The sequence below is a fragment of the Chromobacterium alkanivorans genome (genome assembly GCF_016937655.1).
Taxonomy (GTDB): domain Bacteria; phylum Pseudomonadota; class Gammaproteobacteria; order Burkholderiales; family Chromobacteriaceae; genus Chromobacterium; species Chromobacterium alkanivorans.
The window spans coordinates 404298-418672 of the sequence record NZ_JAFHKL010000002.1; the positions used below are offsets into that span (position 1 = coordinate 404298).

A 14375-nucleotide genomic window follows, 5' to 3' on the forward strand; every position below is an offset into this window, starting at 1 on the left:
GCTTTCTCAGCAGTTTTCGCCCTGTCTCGCCCTGGCTCGCAAGACCTTGAACAGACGCTGAGCGGCCCTTCCCGCTTATTTGGGCGCCACCCACACCAGGCGCGAATTCGCCTTGGCTTCACCAAACGCCTGCCGCCGCCAGTACCCCTGGGTCGCGTAAGCCCGCGCGGCGTCCAGTTCGGAGATGCGGCAGAAGTTCACCTCACTGAAGCCCGCCTTCAGCAATTGGCTGCGGCCGCGCTGACGGGTCTTGGCGCAAGTCGGCGCGCAAGCCTGTTCCACCCAAGGTTGCGGCGCGCCCTGCTGCCAAGCCAGCTCTCGTTCCAGCTTGGGCTGGGTCATCATCGCCAGGCCGTTGAGCACCGAGGCCAGCAAGGCCTGCCAACGCTCCGCCACCGCCTCGATCTGCGGCGCCAGCTCGCCCGGATACGTGACCAGCAAGGCCTCCACCCCGTCGGACTCATGCAGCCATTGCGCGGCGTCGCGCGAAAACCCCTCTTCCACCAGCGTCAGCAGCAAGGCCCTGCGCTCCGGCTGATGCGAGACGAAGGCCCCGCCGCCGCCCGGCACGTGCAGAAAGAAGGCGTCGGCCGGCAAACTCAGCGTGTCCGGCAACTGCGAGGGCAGCCGGGTGTGGGCCAGAGCCTGCGCCAGACCGTCGTCCAGATGGGAAATCACGCGGCCATGGCGGGCGAAACAGCCCCAGGACTCGGCCAAGGCCAATTCGGCGACTATGGTCCGCTGCTCCACGGCGAACACCTGGGCGGCGCGCTCCAGTTCGCGCTTGATCACTTCCTTCATTTCCTTGCGCGCCGCGGACGGCTGCAAAGCCTGGACATACAGCTGGCTGACGCGCTTGGCCCAAGGACGGGAGGCCGCATAACGCTGCACGGCATACATCATTCCCTACCCCTTTCCTGAAACAAAAAAGGGCGCATTGTAACAAAGCGCCCCCGCGGCCCCAAGCTGCGATCCGGCTTCAGCCGCCGCCCTCCCTCTTGCCGGAGGGGCGGACCCGGCTTTCGGCGATGCCGGAATACAGCCACTGCCGGAAATGATTCAAGGTCATCGGCTTGCCGAAATAAAAGCCCTGCAAATACTCGAAGCCCTTCACATTCAAATAGCTTTGCTGACCCTGGGTCTCCACCCCTTTCACGATCACCTGCACCCCCATCTCGTTGGAGGACAAGAGCAGGCCGTCCAGAATATTGCCCTTCAGGCTGTCCTGACCCAAGGCCGACACATAGCCCTTCTCAACCTTCAGATAGTCGAAGCCCCAGCGGCTCAGATAGGTCTTGTCGGCATAGCCCGCGCCGAAGTCGTCCAGCGCCAGCCTCACCCCCATCTGCCGCAAGCCGTTGATCACTTTCTGCGCGCCGGACGCCTCCTGCAGCGGCGCTCGCTCCGACACCTCCAGCACCAGTTGCGCCTGCTTTTCGCGCAATAGATTGACCAGCGGACGGCAATCTTCCAGCAGCTCGGGCAAAGCCAGATGCTCGGTGGAGATATTGACCCCGACCATGAAGCCGGGAGGCAGCACGATCTGCTTCAGCTCCTCGGCCACCCGCCTCAGCATGTAGCGCGTCAGCGACACGATCAAACCGGCCTCGATCGCAGTCTGGATGAACAGCTCTGAGCGCACATTGCCTTGCACCGGGTGCCGCCAGCGCGCCAGCACCTCCACCCCGACGCATTCGCCGCTGGCCGCGGTGACGATGGGCTGGTAGTGAGCGAAAAACTCTTTTTGCCGAATCCCCTCGGAGATCTCCCAACCCGTCGCCTTGCGCCCGCCGGAACCGCGACGCGCGCCCCAGGCGACGCCGCAGCCCAAGCCCGCCGCCAACAACAAGGCCAGCCATTGAGTCTTCAGCGCCAGCAAGGGCGCCGCCGCCCACTGCGGCGCCGCCAGCACGCCGATGCGCGCCGGCGCGGACGGCACCCAGGCCACCTCGCCGGCCGCGTCCGCGCCTTGATCCCTGACTTCGCCGTTGGCGGCCAGCGCCCGCCCGCCCGCCAGCAGGCTCACTTTCACGCCTTCGCGCTCGGCCAGGGCCAGTTGCGCCACCAGCGGCCCGGCGTCCAACTCCAGCACCCCAGCGGAGTGCGCCAGCCGCAAGCCCGGCAGCAGCTGGCCGTTGCCGGCGGGCAACAGGCTCGCCCCGCTTTCCAGCCCGCCCGCCTCCGCCGGCACGCCGCGACGCGACGCGCACAGCGCGCCGCCGGCGCCGCGCGCCTGGGCGAAGCGCACCAGCGACGTGCGCTGAACCAATTCCGCCAAAGCCTGGGTCTGGGCTCGGCAATCCGGCTCCGGCGGCGGCAGCGTGTCCAGCCGCGTCAGCGCGGCGAAAGCCGGCGACAATTGCCAGGTCAGTTGTCCGGCGACCAGCTCGGCCTTTTCCCCGGCCAGCGACTGCATCCGCCACGCGGTCAGCGCCAGCGCCAGGCCCAGCGCCAAGGCCAGGGCCAAACCGACGCAAACGGCATAGGCCGCGCCAGGGGAGCAGGACATCAACCAGGAATGAGCCCGGTCCGTGCTTGCGAATCTGTTTTTTCCACTCATTGCCTGCCCTCAACGAAGGTTTCACGCATGGCCCGTCATCGTTGAAGTGTAGTTAGAAGCGCGCAAATCTCCACAAGCCGACGCCGCGCGACGAAAGCCGAGTCCATGGGCTACGCCCTGGGTCCGCGACAGTTGTTTTGGAAAATCGCCGCCGCAAGCGGCAAACAATCAAATACTTAGCCGGCATGTTTTGAAAAAACAGTTGTAAACCCGTCTGATTTACCGTATAGTCCGGCCTCTTGTGTTTCCACCGGGCATTCCAAACCACGCCTCAGCCCGAGTGAGATTGCTTCATCGTCCCTGACCATTTCCAGGCTTCGTCCACGCTTATAATGTCGCATCAGACTGGACCGCTGTTCGCCGCTTGTCAGGTTAGTGCCGATGATTTACGGCTTAAAGGCGCCGTATAACCGACCGCCACCAACCTGGCTACAAGTGACGCCGGCAGTATCCGGCTTGAAAGGACATCATGCATTTTTCCGATCTGGGCATCGCCCCGACCATCCTGCGCGCTCTGGAAGCCGCCGGCTATTCCTCCCCTACCGAAGTACAGGCCCAAGCCGTGCCCGCCGCCATCGCTGGCCGCGACCTGCTGGTTTCCGCCCAAACCGGTAGCGGCAAGACCGCCGCCTTCCTGCTGCCGGCGCTGACCAAGCTGTCCGAGCGTTCCACCGGCAAAGGCCAGGGCCCGCGCGTACTGGTATTGTGCCCGACCCGCGAACTGGCTCAGCAAGTTGAAAAGAACGCGCTGGAATACGGCAAGGATCTGCGCTGGATGAAAACCGTCTGTCTGGTGGGCGGCTCCTCCTTCGGCTACCAAACCCGCGCGCTGTCGCGTCCGGTAGACCTGATCGTGGCCACCCCGGGCCGTCTGATGGACCACATGCGCTCCGGCCGCATCGACTTCTCCCGCCTGGAAATGCTGGTGCTGGATGAAGCCGACCGCATGCTGGACATGGGTTTCATCGAAGACATCGAAACCATCGTCAAAGCCACTCCGGAAACCCGTCAGACCGTGCTGTTCTCCGCCACGCTGGACGGCACCGTGGGCCGCATGGCCGAGAAGATGACCCGCGATCCGCAGCGCATCGAGATCGCCCGCACCGAAACTTCGGGCGGCACCATCGAAGAGCACCTGCTGTACGCGGACGACCTGAACCACAAGCATCGTCTGCTGGATCACATCCTGAAAGAGTCCGGCTTTGACCAGTGCGTGATTTTCTCCGCCACCAAGGCCTACTCCGAAGAACTGGCCGACAAGCTGTCCGACCAGGGCTACTCCGCAGCCTGCCTGCACGGCGACATGCCGCAAAGCTGGCGCAACCGCACGCTGAACGACCTGCGTCGCGGCCGCATCAAAATCCTGGTGGCCACCGACGTGGCCGCCCGCGGCATCGACGTGCCGACCATCACCCACGTGGTGAACTTCGACCTGCCGAAGCAGGCTGAAGACTACGTGCACCGCATCGGCCGCACCGGCCGCGCCGGTCGCGACGGCACCGCCATCACCCTGGCGGAGTCCAAGGAATTCCACAAAGTGCGCCGCATCGAGCAGTATCTGAAGCGTCAGATCACCGAAGGCGTGATCGAAGGCATGGAACCGACCCGTCGCCCGCCGAAAGGCCCGCGCCGCAACAACAACGGCAAAGGCGGCTACGGCGATCGTCGTCCGGGCAGCGGCGGCCGCGGCGGCTACGGCAATCGTCGCGAAGGCGGTTACCAGGGCCAGCGTCGCGAAGGCGGCTATCAGGGCAACCGCGGTCCGCGCAGCACCCAACAGCAGTAAATCTCAGACGCCCCCGGCAGCGGGGGCCGCTGAAACAGAACGCCATCGGCTCGCCGATGGCGTTTCGCATTTCAAGCGCGGCTCGCCCGTCCGCGCAAGGCCAAGGCCAGGAACAGCCAGGCGCCGTGCGGCAGCCACTGCTCGGTCCAGCGCCAGGACTGGCTGATATCGGTCTGTTCCGGGCTCAGAAAGGCAACGCCGTCGTCCGCCCCCGGCGCGGCGGTGATCCCGTTGCAGACTCCGCCGCAGGCGTTGTAATAGCCGGGCTCGTAACGCGGATTGTTGCGCCCCCAGCCCTGCAGCATGCAGACGTCGAAGGGGTTGCGCCCCAGAATCCAGTCCAGCGCGCCCTGCGCGTACTTCAGCAGCGCTTCGCGCGCCGCGCCCTCCTCATGCTCCGCCAAAGCGCAGCCCGCCGCGGCCAAGCCCCCCAGCCGCGCGTTCTCCCCCTGCCACCAATAAGCGCTCTCATTGGCTTGCGGCATGAAAAAGCGCGCCGCGCCCTCCTCGCCGTCGCGGGCCACCCACTGCCGCGGATAGGCGAAAGGGTTGCCCGCCGCCGCCGTCAGCGCCATCTCCGCATCCAGCCCGCGCCGGACCGCCCGTCGCGCGGCGTCCGCCAGCGGCGAAGCCGGCAATACCGCGGCGAAACGCAGCAAGGCCAGATAAGGCAAGCCGGCGTCGACGCCGTGAAAGAAGCTGCGCCGGCGCTCCGCGTCCATCCAGAAGCGGCCGGCCTCGTCCTGCTGCGCCAGCATCCGCCGCGCGCGCCGGTCGGCGGCGTCGGCGAACACCGGCTCGCCGCTGGCGGCGTACAGCTCGCAGGCGGCCAGCAGCGCGCAATAATCGTCGATGAAATTTTCGCAACCGTCGTCCAGGTAACGCGCGTTGTACTGCTGCAGATGGGCGAAGCCGCGCCGCGCGGCGGCCAGATACTCGCCGCGGCCGAATTCGCCGTCGCGCGGCAACTCCGCCGCGCGCGCCAGCGCGGCGATCGCCAGACCGCCGCCTTGGCGAAAACCGGCTTGAAAACCGGAAGACTTGAGCCCGCGCTGGGTGGAGTAGGCGCACAGTTCTCGCTGTTCCGGCGCCTTGCTCCAGCCATCGAACAGCGTCATGTAGAAGAAGCCGGACGGGTGCTGCATCCGCAATAGAAAATCGGCGCCGTGCAAGGCCTCGTCCACCATGCGCTCGTCGAACCAGCGCGGCTGCGGCGGCAAGGCGGCTCGCCCCGCCATCAGGCCCCAGGCCAGCAATGGCGTCTGCTGGGGATTCATGAAGTTGGCGTAAGACAGATGGGACAGGTATTTCGAGCAGTCGCCGGAAGCGTCGAACCAGCCTCCGCGCACGTCCCGCCGCGTCTCTTCGCCCCACTCCGGCGCCGCGCGGTCGGCCTGGTCGTAAAGACCGGTGCAACGCTGCGACTTGAAGTAATGCAGCAGATCGGACAACATCTGGCCGCCCAGGCAATCCGGCCCCACCTCGAACTCGTGACTGATCACCGGCGGCGCGCTGTCCCGCAGCCACAGTCGGTATCGATCCGGCCGCGTCCAGTCGCTGAAATCGGCCTGCCAGTAATGCCATTCCGGCCACCCCTCCGCCATGCCCTGCGGCCGCAAAGGAATTTCGGCCGCGAGCCGCCCGCCGCCATCCAGCAAGACCAGCGCCGCCGGCGCGGCCGCGGCCGGCGCTTGCAGCAAGGCCAGCTTGGGCGCTTGCGGTTCAAAACCGATGTGGTTCAGCAGAATCTTCATCGCGCGGCTCCCGCTAATAAGTAAATCGTTTTGCCTTAATGACGGGCAATATTTACGCGCCGCGACGGCCAGGTCAAGCCATTGACATAAAAAGTCGCCGCATCAGGCCTTGAGCAGCACTTCGTACTGCGGATTGAACTCGTCGAAGATGGGCAACGCCGCCGCGCCCAGCGCCACCGTATCGCGGCCGGCGCCGCCCAGCAGCACCCGCGGGCCGCAGCTTTGCCGGATAGACACCGGCAGCGGATGCAGCCGCTGCTCCAGCTGCTCCAGCAAGGCCGGCGGCAGAAAGCCGCCTATCACTACCGCCTCGATGTCCAGCAGGCTCTCCAGGATATTGATCGCCTGGCGCAGCGGCGGCGCGGCGGTGGCCAGCCAGCGCTCGATGCCGTAGCAGATCTCGGGCGTCGGCCGCTGCAGGCTGCGGGCCGCCAGCTCGGCGTCGTCGGCCAGGCCCAGCGTTTCGTACAGCGCGCGCAGCGACACATAGCGCTCCAGACAACCGTGGTTGCCGCAATCGCAGGGCCGTCCGTCCGGCATCACGATCATGTGGCCGATTTCGCCCGCGTTGTGGCGGACGCCGGCGTACAGCCGCCCGTCCAGGAACAGCCCAGCGCCCAGGCCGGCGCCGATGAATAGATAGACGAAGTTGCGCAGCGCGGCGGCGCGGCCGTACAGCCGCTCGCCGACGGCGGCCGCGGTGGCGTCCTTTTCCAGCAGGACCGGCAGGTCCAGCCTGCGCTCCAGCTGGGCCGCAGCGTCCACCTCCTCCCAACCCGGCAAGGTGGTGGGCCCCACCGAGCTCATGCCCTCGACCCCGAACGGACCCGGCATCACCAGGCCCAGGCCCAGCACCCGGTTCCAGTCTATGCCGGATTCGGCGCGCAGCCGGCCCACCACCTCTTCGATCAGGGGCAGGGCCAATTGCGGATCCGGTCGCCGCACCGGCGCCTCCACTCGCGCGCGGCATTGGCCGGCCAGGTCCACCGCCACCGCGATCAAGGACTGGGTGTCCAGCTGGATGCCCAGCGAGTAGGCGCCGTCGGGATTGATGCTCAGCGGTATCGCCGGCTGGCCGCGCGCGCCCTCGCGCATCGGCTCGCCTGCCAACAGCATGCCGCCGTCCAGCAACTCAGCCGCGATATTGGACACCGTCTGCGGCGTCAGCGCGGTCAGGCGGGCGATTTCGGCGCGGGTCAGCTGCCCGTTCAGGCGTATGGTCTCGATCACCGCGCGGCGGTTGTGCGCGCGGGCGTGCTCCAGATTGGTCCCCGCCACCGTGCGCGGGTCCTGGCCTGCAGGAATGGATTTCATGCCGGCAGTATGGCGAGCCGGCCCCGGGCGGACAAGCGCGCCGGCCGGGCCTGTTGCGGCGACGGCGACAAGCGGACGGCATTATCGCCGCAATTAAATAAATCAACTTGACGAAATGCCATCGTAATGATTGAATTTCTGAAAATTCTAATGGCATCGCGAAATATCCATGCAAGCCGATGATATTGCTGAGCTTTGCGTGAAAACCCGCACTGGATCCAGGACAGCATCGTGACTGAAGCTTTTGAATACCGCCTGGGCGTCGACGGCGGCGGCAGCGGCACCCGCGTCTGCCTGAGCGACGCCGACGGTCGCCCGCTCGCACGCGCCGAAGGCGGCCCCTCCGCCTTGTCTCGCGGCGTGCCGCAGGCCTGGAGCGCCGTGAACCAAGTCGTCGCCAGCGCCTTCGCCCAAGCCGGCCTGCCGCCGGCCCCGCCGGCGCGGTGCGCGATCGGGCTCGGCCTGTCCGGCGTGCACAACGCCGATTGGGCCGAAGCCTTCCGCGCCGCCGACCCCGGCTACGCCCGCCTGCGCCTGGCCACCGACGGCTACACCACCTTGCTGGGCGCCCACGGCGGCCTCCCCGGCGTGATCGTGGCGCTGGGCACCGGCAGCATAGGCGAAGCGCTGTACCCGGACGGCAGCCATCGCGAAGCCGGCGGCTGGGGCTATCCCAGCGGCGACGAAGCCAGCGGCGCCTGGCTGGGCCAGCGCGCCGCCCAATACGCGCAGATGGCGCTGGACGGCCGCCTGGCCGCCACGCCGCTGACGCGGGCGGTGCTGAAGCATGTCGGCGGCGACTGGCAGGCGATGATGGCCTGGAACGGCCGCGCCACGCCGACGCTGTTCGCGCAGCTGGCGCCGCTGGTGGTGGCCAACGGCCGTCGCGACTCGCTGGCCGCCGAGCTGCTGCGCCAGGCCGGCCGCGACGCCTGGTCCATCGCCAAGGCGCTGGACCCGGACGAGGGCTTGCCGACCGCCCTGTGCGGCGGCCTTGGCCAGGCGCTGCGCGATTGGCTGCCGCCGGAATTCGCCGCCCGTCTCAGCGCGCCGCGCGGCGACGCCTGCGCCGGCGCGCTGCTCCTGCTGGCCTCCTGACTCTCCCCCTCACCGCAAAGGATTCTCCATGCGTCTCTCCCCGCTGCTGCTCGCCGGCTTGCTGGCCCTGGCCGGCCCGGCCCGCGCCGACAAAATCGTGGTCGAATACTGGACCGATTCGCTCAAGCCGCAGTTCGACGCCTACTTCGCCGCCGCGAAGAAGCAGTACGAGGCGCAAAACCCCAATGTCGAGCTGCGCTGGGTGGATGTGTTCAACGAGGGCTTCGAAACCAAGCTCAACGCCGCCATCGCCGCCGGCCGGCCGCCTGCGCTGATCAACCACGATGTGCCGCGGCTGTACAAATACGCGCAAAAAGGCGCCCTCCTGCCGCTGGACGCCTCCTTGCCGGCCGACAAGGCCGGCTATCTGCCCAATGCGCTGGCCGATCTCAGCGTGGGCGGCAAGCTCTACGCCTACCCCTGGTACAACAACGTCAATGTGCTGGTGCTAAACGGCGAGCTGTTCCGCAAGGCCGGACTGGATCCGGCGCGCAAACTGGACAGCCTGGAACAACAGCTGGCCGCGGCCAAGGCCATCCGCGCCAAGACCGGCGTGCCCGGCCTGCTGCCGCAGCTGGGACAAATCGACGGCATCATGCTGGGGCGCGGCCTGCCCTTGCTGCAAAACGGCAAGGCGGTCTTCAACGGCCCGGCGCACGTGGCCTTGCTGCGCCAGTACGCCGACGCCTACAAGGCCGGCGCGCTGGCCAAGGAAAACCTGTTCGCCGACGACAACTACCAGGCCAGCGTCAAGCTCTACAACAGCGGCCGGCTGGCGATGATGGAAACCGCGCCCACCGCGGTGCGCCGCACCCAGACCGACGCGCGCGCCGTGTTCGCGGTCAGCCGGGTGCAGCCGGCGCCCTTGGGGCCCACCGGCGTGGTCCAGGGCGGCTATCAGTTCGGCTGGGCGGTGTCCAAGGGCCTGCCCGCGGCCACTCAAGCCGAAGCGATCAAGTTCGCCCGCTTTCTGACCAGCGACGCGCAGCAACTGGCCTTCTCCAAGGTGACCGGCGCCACCTTCCCGTCCACCCGCGCCGCGCTGCGCGACCCTTACTTCACTCAGGCCGGCGGCAGCCTGGTGGACGTCGCCCGCGCCCAGGGAGCCAAGGCGGCGCCGGACATCCGCACCTTCAGCCTCGGCGGCGTGCCGCGGCTGGCGGACCTGAAGAAGAAGCTGGTGGACAGCGTGGAGGCCGCGGTCACTGGCCGCAAGGACGCTCAGCTGGCGCTGGACGAAGCGGTCGCGTTCTGGAACCGGCAGCTGAAATAAGCGCGCGGCGATGAAATCCAGCGCCCGCAACGCCTGGCTGTTTCTGGCCCCGGCCCTGCTGCTGATGGCGGCGTTCACCTTCTGGCCGCTGTTGTTCGGCGCCTATCTGGCCTTCACCCGCTACGACCTGCTGTCGCCGCCGCAGTGGGTGGGCCTGGAGAATTTCGATTATCTGCTGCAGGACGAGGTGTTCTGGCGCGCACTGCGCAATTCCCTGCTCTATCTGCTGGTGGTGCCGGCGATCCAGCTGGTCGCCATCGCGCTGGCCCTGCTCGCCAACCGGCCGCTGCGCGGCGTCAAGCTGTTCCGCGCCGCCCTCTACCTGCCGGTGATCACCACCGTCGCCGTGGTCGGCATCATCTGGAACTGGATGTACGCCGACTACGGCGTGTTCAACAGCGCGCTGCGCTGGCTGCGGCTATTGGCCGCTCATCAGGAGATCGGCTTTCTCAGCGACGAGGACATCGCGCTGTTTTCGGTGATGTTCGTCACCTTCTGGCGCGGCGTCGGCTACTACATGGTGCTCTACCTGGCCGGCCTGCAGGCGATCCCGGCGGAAATGCAGGAGGCGGCGCTGCTGGACGGCGCCAACGCCTGGCAGCGCTTCTGGCGCATCACCCTGCCGATGCTGAAGCCCACCATCCTGTTCTGCAGCCTGATTTCCACGCTGGACGCCTTGAAAGCCTTCGAGGAAGTGCTGGTGATGACCCGCGGCGGCCCGCTGAACTCCACCTACACCGTGTTGTATTACATGTTCCATCAGGGCTTCGATCAGCTGGACTTCGGCCGCGGCGCCGCCGCCGGCCTGTTGTTGACCCTTGTGTGCTTGTTGCTGGCCGGCCTCAACTTCCGCCTGCTGCGCCCCGCCCACCGCTAGCTTCCAGGACGCCCGCCATGACCGCCGCCCCAAGCCTGCTTGCCCGCCCCGCCCGGCGAACCCGTTCGCGCGCGCTGCGGCGCCTGCCGGACTATCTGCTGTTGCTGGCGCTGGCCTGCGCCGCCTGCTATCCGTTTTGGTGGACGCTGATGATTGCGCTGGGCGACGGCGAGCAGGTGTTCGACTTCCCGCCCCGCCTGCCGGACCCCTTGTCGCTGGCCCACTTTCGCGAGGTCTGGAACCAGATCCCGATGGGGCGGTTTTTATGGAATTCGGTCTTGATTTCCGGCCTGACCACCGCCGGCACCTTGCTGGTTTCCAGCTGCGCCGGCTTCGCGCTGGCGCAGTTGCGCTTTCGCGGCCGGCAGTGGGTGTTTTACGCCATCATCGCCACCCTGCTGCTGCCCAGCGAAACCAATGTGCTCAGCAACTACGTGACCCTGTCCTGGCTGGGTCTGGACGACAGCCGCGTCGGGGTGGCGCTGCCGACGCTGGCCGGCGCTTTCGGCATCTTCCTGATGAAGCACGCCTTCGAGGAGATTCCCGAGGAAATCGTCGCCGCCGCGCGCATGGACGGCGCCGACGACTGGCAGCTGTTCTGGCGCATCTGCCTGCCGCTGAGCCGGCCCTATCTGGCCACCCTGGCCATTTTCACCCTGGTATGGTCGTGGAACGGCTATGTCTGGCCCAGCGTGGTGCTGAAGAACCCGGACCTCTACCCGCTGTCCGTCGGGGTGCAATATCTGAAGGGCGCCTTCGCCACCTCCACGCGGATGGTGGCCGCCGGCGCGGTGCTGACCATCGCGCCGGTGCTGCTGGTCTTCCTGTTTTGCCAGCGCTATTTCATGCGCGGCATGGACGGCGCTGTCAAATAAGGCCGTCCCGCCGGCGCGCTCAAGCGCCGCACAGCTCGGCCAGCCGCTGCGGCTCCGCCACCAGGAAATTGCCCTCGCCCTGCAATTGGACGATGCGCGCGTCGCGGCGGCGCTCCCAGGCGTTGACCGGGTACTGGCGCGCCCAGGCGCACATCAGTTGCCGGTCCTGCCGGCTCATGCGCAATTGGTAGCGCGCGTGCATGTACAAGGTGATGCGCGCCGCCGTGCCGCGCACTTCCTCGCGCGGCTGGAAGCGCTTATTGCCGAAATCCGTCACCGATTGGCATTGGCCGTACATGGTCGTCGGCTTGCGGCTCCACGCGCCGTAGGCGAAGTTGGCGCGGTCGCCGTTGACCTCGCCCACCACCGGCACCAGATTGTTCAGATCGCCTTCGGCCATGCGGAACACCGGATCGCTGGACGCGCAGTTCTTGCGGCCGCCTTGCTGCCAGCACTGGCGCTGGTGGCCCAGGTTCCAGGCCGGCACCACGTGCTCCCACTCGATGCGGCTGGCGCGGGTTTCCGATTTGCGCGGCACATAGCCGCAGGACGCCCAGTCCACCGCCTTGCCGCGGTAATCGCAACCGCAATAGAAGTCCTGCTCCATGCCGGCGAACACCCGCGGCAGCACCTTCTTGGCGTTGGAAAAGTCGCGGTGTCCCACTTGCTTGACGCCGCTGACCAACTGCGCCGCCTGAACCTGGCCCGGCGCGCCGGCGTCGGCCGCGGGCCGCGTCGCCTGCTCCAGCTGGCGCACCACGGCGGCGCCGGCCTTGGCCAGGGTTTTGACTTCCGCGGATTGGCTGATTTTGGAAAATTCGGCCGCGTCGCAGCCGGCCAACAACAAAATAACGGGGAGGAAGATGGGATAACGCATGGCGGGCAGTGTAAGTACCCGCCGCGTTCACGACAATAAGATGCAAAAAATATTACAAATGATAATACGGGTGAATTTTAATAAAAATTACAACGTCATTACGTGGCGCGCAAAGGCTGCTTATGCAGCCGGACGATGGCTTCGCCGGTGGGCGCGGCCATCATGTCGCGCAGCGTGTATTGATCCAGCGTCTTGAAAAACGCAGCCAGCGCCTCGTCCAGCGCGCCCTTGAGCCTGCAGCCCGGCCGCAGCGCGCACGGCGGGTCCGCGCAATCTATCAGCTGCGACAGACCTTCCAACGCGCGCACCACTTCGCCGACGCGATACTGCTCAGGCGCCCGCGCCAGCGCCAGACCGCCGCCCTTGCCGCGGCTGGTCTGCAGCCAGCCCTGCTGCGCCATGAAATGGACGACTTTGACCAGATGGTTGCGCGACACCTCGAAACGGGCGGCGATTTCCGGGATGGTGGCCAATTGGCCTTCGTCCTGCCAGGTCAGATACATCAGCACGCGCAGGCCGAGATCGGTGAAACGGGTCAGTTGCATGGTCCGGGACCTAGAGGGAAACCGCGGCAGCATACGCCGCCTGCGCCGCCGACTCAATGGGACGCGGGCGGCGACGCGGCTTAAGCGCCGACGGCGTTGGAGCCGAACACTTCGAAATGCACCCGCTCCGCCGCCACGCCCAGGTCCAGCAGGCTGGCGCGCTGCGCCAACATGAAGCCCACCGGGCCGCACAGATAGTAGTCGGCGTCCGGCAGCAGCATCATCTCCCGCAACTGGCTCAGCTGCAGACGGCCCTGCTGCTGATAGTCGCGACCCAGCGCATCCTCCGCGCGCGGTGCCTCATAGCAGACATGGGCGCGCAGCTGCGCGTGACGCTGCTGCATCTGCCGCAAGCCGTCGCGCATCGCATGCGCGCCGCCATGGCGCGCCGCATGCAGATAGCGGATTTCGCGGCGGCTGCCGGTCTTCAGCAAATGGCGCAACATCGACAGCATCGGCGTCTGGCCGACGCCGGCGCTGATCAGCACCACCGGGCCATCGCGCTCCTCGTGCAAGAAGAAGTCGCCCTGCGGCGCGCTCAGCTCCAGGATGTCGCCTTCCTGCTTCTCCGCGTGCAGCAGATTGGATACCCGGCCCGCCGGCTTGTCGTCGCCACCGTCCTCGCGCTTGACCGAGATCCGCAGATGCTCGCCGTTGGGCGCGTCCGACAAGCTGTACTGACGCGGCTGGGCCAGGCCCCACTCCGCGACGAAGCATTTGACCGACACATACTGGCCTGGCCGGAATCCCGGCACCGCGCCGCTGTCGGCCGGCACCAGATAGAAGGAGGTGATTTCCTCGCTCTCCACCACCTTGCGCGCAATGCGGAACGGCCGCCAACCGGCCCAACCGCCGTCGGCGTTGGCGGCGGCGCGGTACAGTTCGCGCTCCTCGGCGATCAAGATGTCCGCCAGTTGGCCGTAGGCGGCGGCCCAGGCATCGATCAGCTCCGGCGTCGCCGCCTCGCCCAACACCTCCTGGATGGACGCCAGCAAGTGCTTGCCGACGATGGGATAGTGCTCGGCGCGAATGCCCAGGCTGACGTGCTTGTGCGCCACCCGGGTCAGCACCGGCGCCAGCGGCGACGGATCGTCGATGTGCTGGGCGTAGGCCAGCACCGCCATCGCCAGCGCCTGCTGTTGCTGACCGGAGTGCTGATGCCCCTGGTTGAAGACGTTTTTCAACTCGGGGTTGTGACTGAACATGCGGCGATAGAAATGGCTGGTCAACGCCAGACCGTGTTGCTGCAACACCGGAACAGTGGCTTTGACCAGGGCGCGGACTTCGAGGCTCAACATGGCGGGCTCCTAAAGATGTGTGTTTTATACATTTTATTGTGGGTAAAAAATGCCGGTTGATCGCCGGCGGCCTTAAAGATGTAAAAATAATACATCTTTATCGCCGCATTGTCACCGC

General features: G+C 66.7%; 12 protein-coding genes. 5 read left to right on the plus strand and 7 right to left on the minus strand.

Going from position 1 to position 14375, the window contains the following annotated elements; translation table 11 throughout:
• Positions 1-75: 75 nt before the first annotated feature.
• Both JW897_RS05450 and JW897_RS05455 read right to left on the minus strand, forming a co-directional pair.
• Positions 76-903: an AcrVA2 family anti-CRISPR protein gene (locus tag JW897_RS05450; RefSeq protein WP_205465409.1), complete on the minus strand. Its 828-nt coding sequence runs from the start codon at positions 901-903 to the stop codon at positions 76-78.
• A gap of 76 nt (positions 904-979) precedes the next feature.
• A complete protein-coding gene (locus JW897_RS05455; protein ID WP_240352088.1) occupies positions 980-2509 on the minus strand; it encodes an EAL domain-containing protein in 1530 nt (509 codons plus the stop codon).
• Between the two features lie 520 nt (positions 2510-3029).
• Between JW897_RS05455 and JW897_RS05460 the strand changes: the two genes are divergently transcribed.
• Positions 3030-4346 (plus strand): DEAD/DEAH box helicase, encoded by a 1317-nt coding sequence (locus JW897_RS05460; RefSeq protein ID WP_205465410.1) that lies wholly within the window; start codon positions 3030-3032, stop codon positions 4344-4346.
• A gap of 71 nt (positions 4347-4417) precedes the next feature.
• Here the strand turns inward: JW897_RS05460 and JW897_RS05465 are convergent, their stop codons facing one another.
• Both JW897_RS05465 and JW897_RS05470 read right to left on the minus strand, forming a co-directional pair.
• Complete coding sequence (locus tag JW897_RS05465) at positions 4418-6100, minus strand: glycoside hydrolase family 9 protein (protein WP_205465411.1); 1683 nt, start codon at positions 6098-6100, stop codon at positions 4418-4420.
• A 102-nt stretch (positions 6101-6202) separates the two neighbouring features.
• Complete coding sequence (locus JW897_RS05470) at positions 6203-7414, minus strand: ROK family transcriptional regulator (protein WP_048413952.1); 1212 nt, start codon at positions 7412-7414, stop codon at positions 6203-6205.
• 231 nt (positions 7415-7645) lie between these two features.
• Between JW897_RS05470 and JW897_RS05475 the strand changes: the two genes are divergently transcribed.
• Genes JW897_RS05475 through JW897_RS05490 form a run of 4 tightly spaced genes read left to right on the plus strand, consistent with a single transcriptional unit; the run spans position 7646 to position 11537 of the window.
• Complete coding sequence (locus JW897_RS05475) at positions 7646-8512, plus strand: glucosamine kinase nucleotide-binding domain-containing protein (RefSeq protein WP_338030553.1); 867 nt, start codon at positions 7646-7648, stop codon at positions 8510-8512.
• Between the two features lie 28 nt (positions 8513-8540).
• Positions 8541-9785 (plus strand): ABC transporter substrate-binding protein, encoded by a 1245-nt coding sequence (locus JW897_RS05480; RefSeq protein WP_048413953.1) that lies wholly within the window; start codon positions 8541-8543, stop codon positions 9783-9785.
• Positions 9786-9795: 10 nt separating this feature from the next.
• Positions 9796-10662, plus strand: a complete 867-nt coding sequence (locus JW897_RS05485) for a carbohydrate ABC transporter permease (RefSeq protein ID WP_048413954.1) — start codon at positions 9796-9798, stop codon at positions 10660-10662.
• Positions 10663-10679: 17 nt separating this feature from the next.
• Positions 10680-11537 (plus strand): carbohydrate ABC transporter permease, encoded by an 858-nt coding sequence (locus JW897_RS05490; protein ID WP_048413955.1) that lies wholly within the window; start codon positions 10680-10682, stop codon positions 11535-11537.
• A gap of 19 nt (positions 11538-11556) precedes the next feature.
• On the opposite strand, the gene JW897_RS05495 is transcribed toward JW897_RS05490, so the two are convergent.
• From JW897_RS05495 to hmpA, 3 genes are all read right to left on the minus strand, one after another.
• Positions 11557-12414 (minus strand): endonuclease, encoded by an 858-nt coding sequence (locus tag JW897_RS05495; RefSeq protein ID WP_205465412.1) that lies wholly within the window; start codon positions 12412-12414, stop codon positions 11557-11559.
• A gap of 98 nt (positions 12415-12512) precedes the next feature.
• Positions 12513-12959: an Rrf2 family transcriptional regulator gene (locus JW897_RS05500; protein ID WP_205465413.1), complete on the minus strand. Its 447-nt coding sequence runs from the start codon at positions 12957-12959 to the stop codon at positions 12513-12515.
• An 80-nt stretch (positions 12960-13039) separates the two neighbouring features.
• A complete protein-coding gene (hmpA, locus tag JW897_RS05505; protein ID WP_205465414.1) occupies positions 13040-14257 on the minus strand; it encodes an NO-inducible flavohemoprotein in 1218 nt (405 codons plus the stop codon).
• Positions 14258-14375 lie beyond the last annotated feature (118 nt).

Bases quoted from the DNA above. Each gene is read 5' to 3' on its own strand.
- JW897_RS05450 (WP_205465409.1), bottom strand. From the start codon at position 903: ATGATGTATGCCGTGCAGCGTTATGCGGCCTCCCGTCCTTGGGCCAAG.
- JW897_RS05455 (WP_240352088.1), bottom strand. From the start codon at position 2,509: ATGTCCTGCTCCCCTGGCGCGGCCTATGCCGTTTGCGTCGGTTTGGCC.
- hmpA (WP_205465414.1), bottom strand. From the start codon at position 14,257: ATGTTGAGCCTCGAAGTCCGCGCCCTGGTCAAAGCCACTGTTCCGGTG.
- JW897_RS05470 (WP_048413952.1), bottom strand. From the start codon at position 7,414: ATGAAATCCATTCCTGCAGGCCAGGACCCGCGCACGGTGGCGGGGACC.
- JW897_RS05485 (WP_048413954.1), top strand. From the start codon at position 9,796: ATGAAATCCAGCGCCCGCAACGCCTGGCTGTTTCTGGCCCCGGCCCTG.
- JW897_RS05495 (WP_205465412.1), bottom strand. From the start codon at position 12,414: ATGCGTTATCCCATCTTCCTCCCCGTTATTTTGTTGTTGGCCGGCTGC.
- JW897_RS05460 (WP_205465410.1), top strand. From the start codon at position 3,030: ATGCATTTTTCCGATCTGGGCATCGCCCCGACCATCCTGCGCGCTCTG.
- JW897_RS05480 (WP_048413953.1), top strand. From the start codon at position 8,541: ATGCGTCTCTCCCCGCTGCTGCTCGCCGGCTTGCTGGCCCTGGCCGGC.
- JW897_RS05465 (WP_205465411.1), bottom strand. From the start codon at position 6,100: ATGAAGATTCTGCTGAACCACATCGGTTTTGAACCGCAAGCGCCCAAG.
- JW897_RS05500 (WP_205465413.1), bottom strand. From the start codon at position 12,959: ATGCAACTGACCCGTTTCACCGATCTCGGCCTGCGCGTGCTGATGTAT.
- JW897_RS05490 (WP_048413955.1), top strand. From the start codon at position 10,680: ATGACCGCCGCCCCAAGCCTGCTTGCCCGCCCCGCCCGGCGAACCCGT.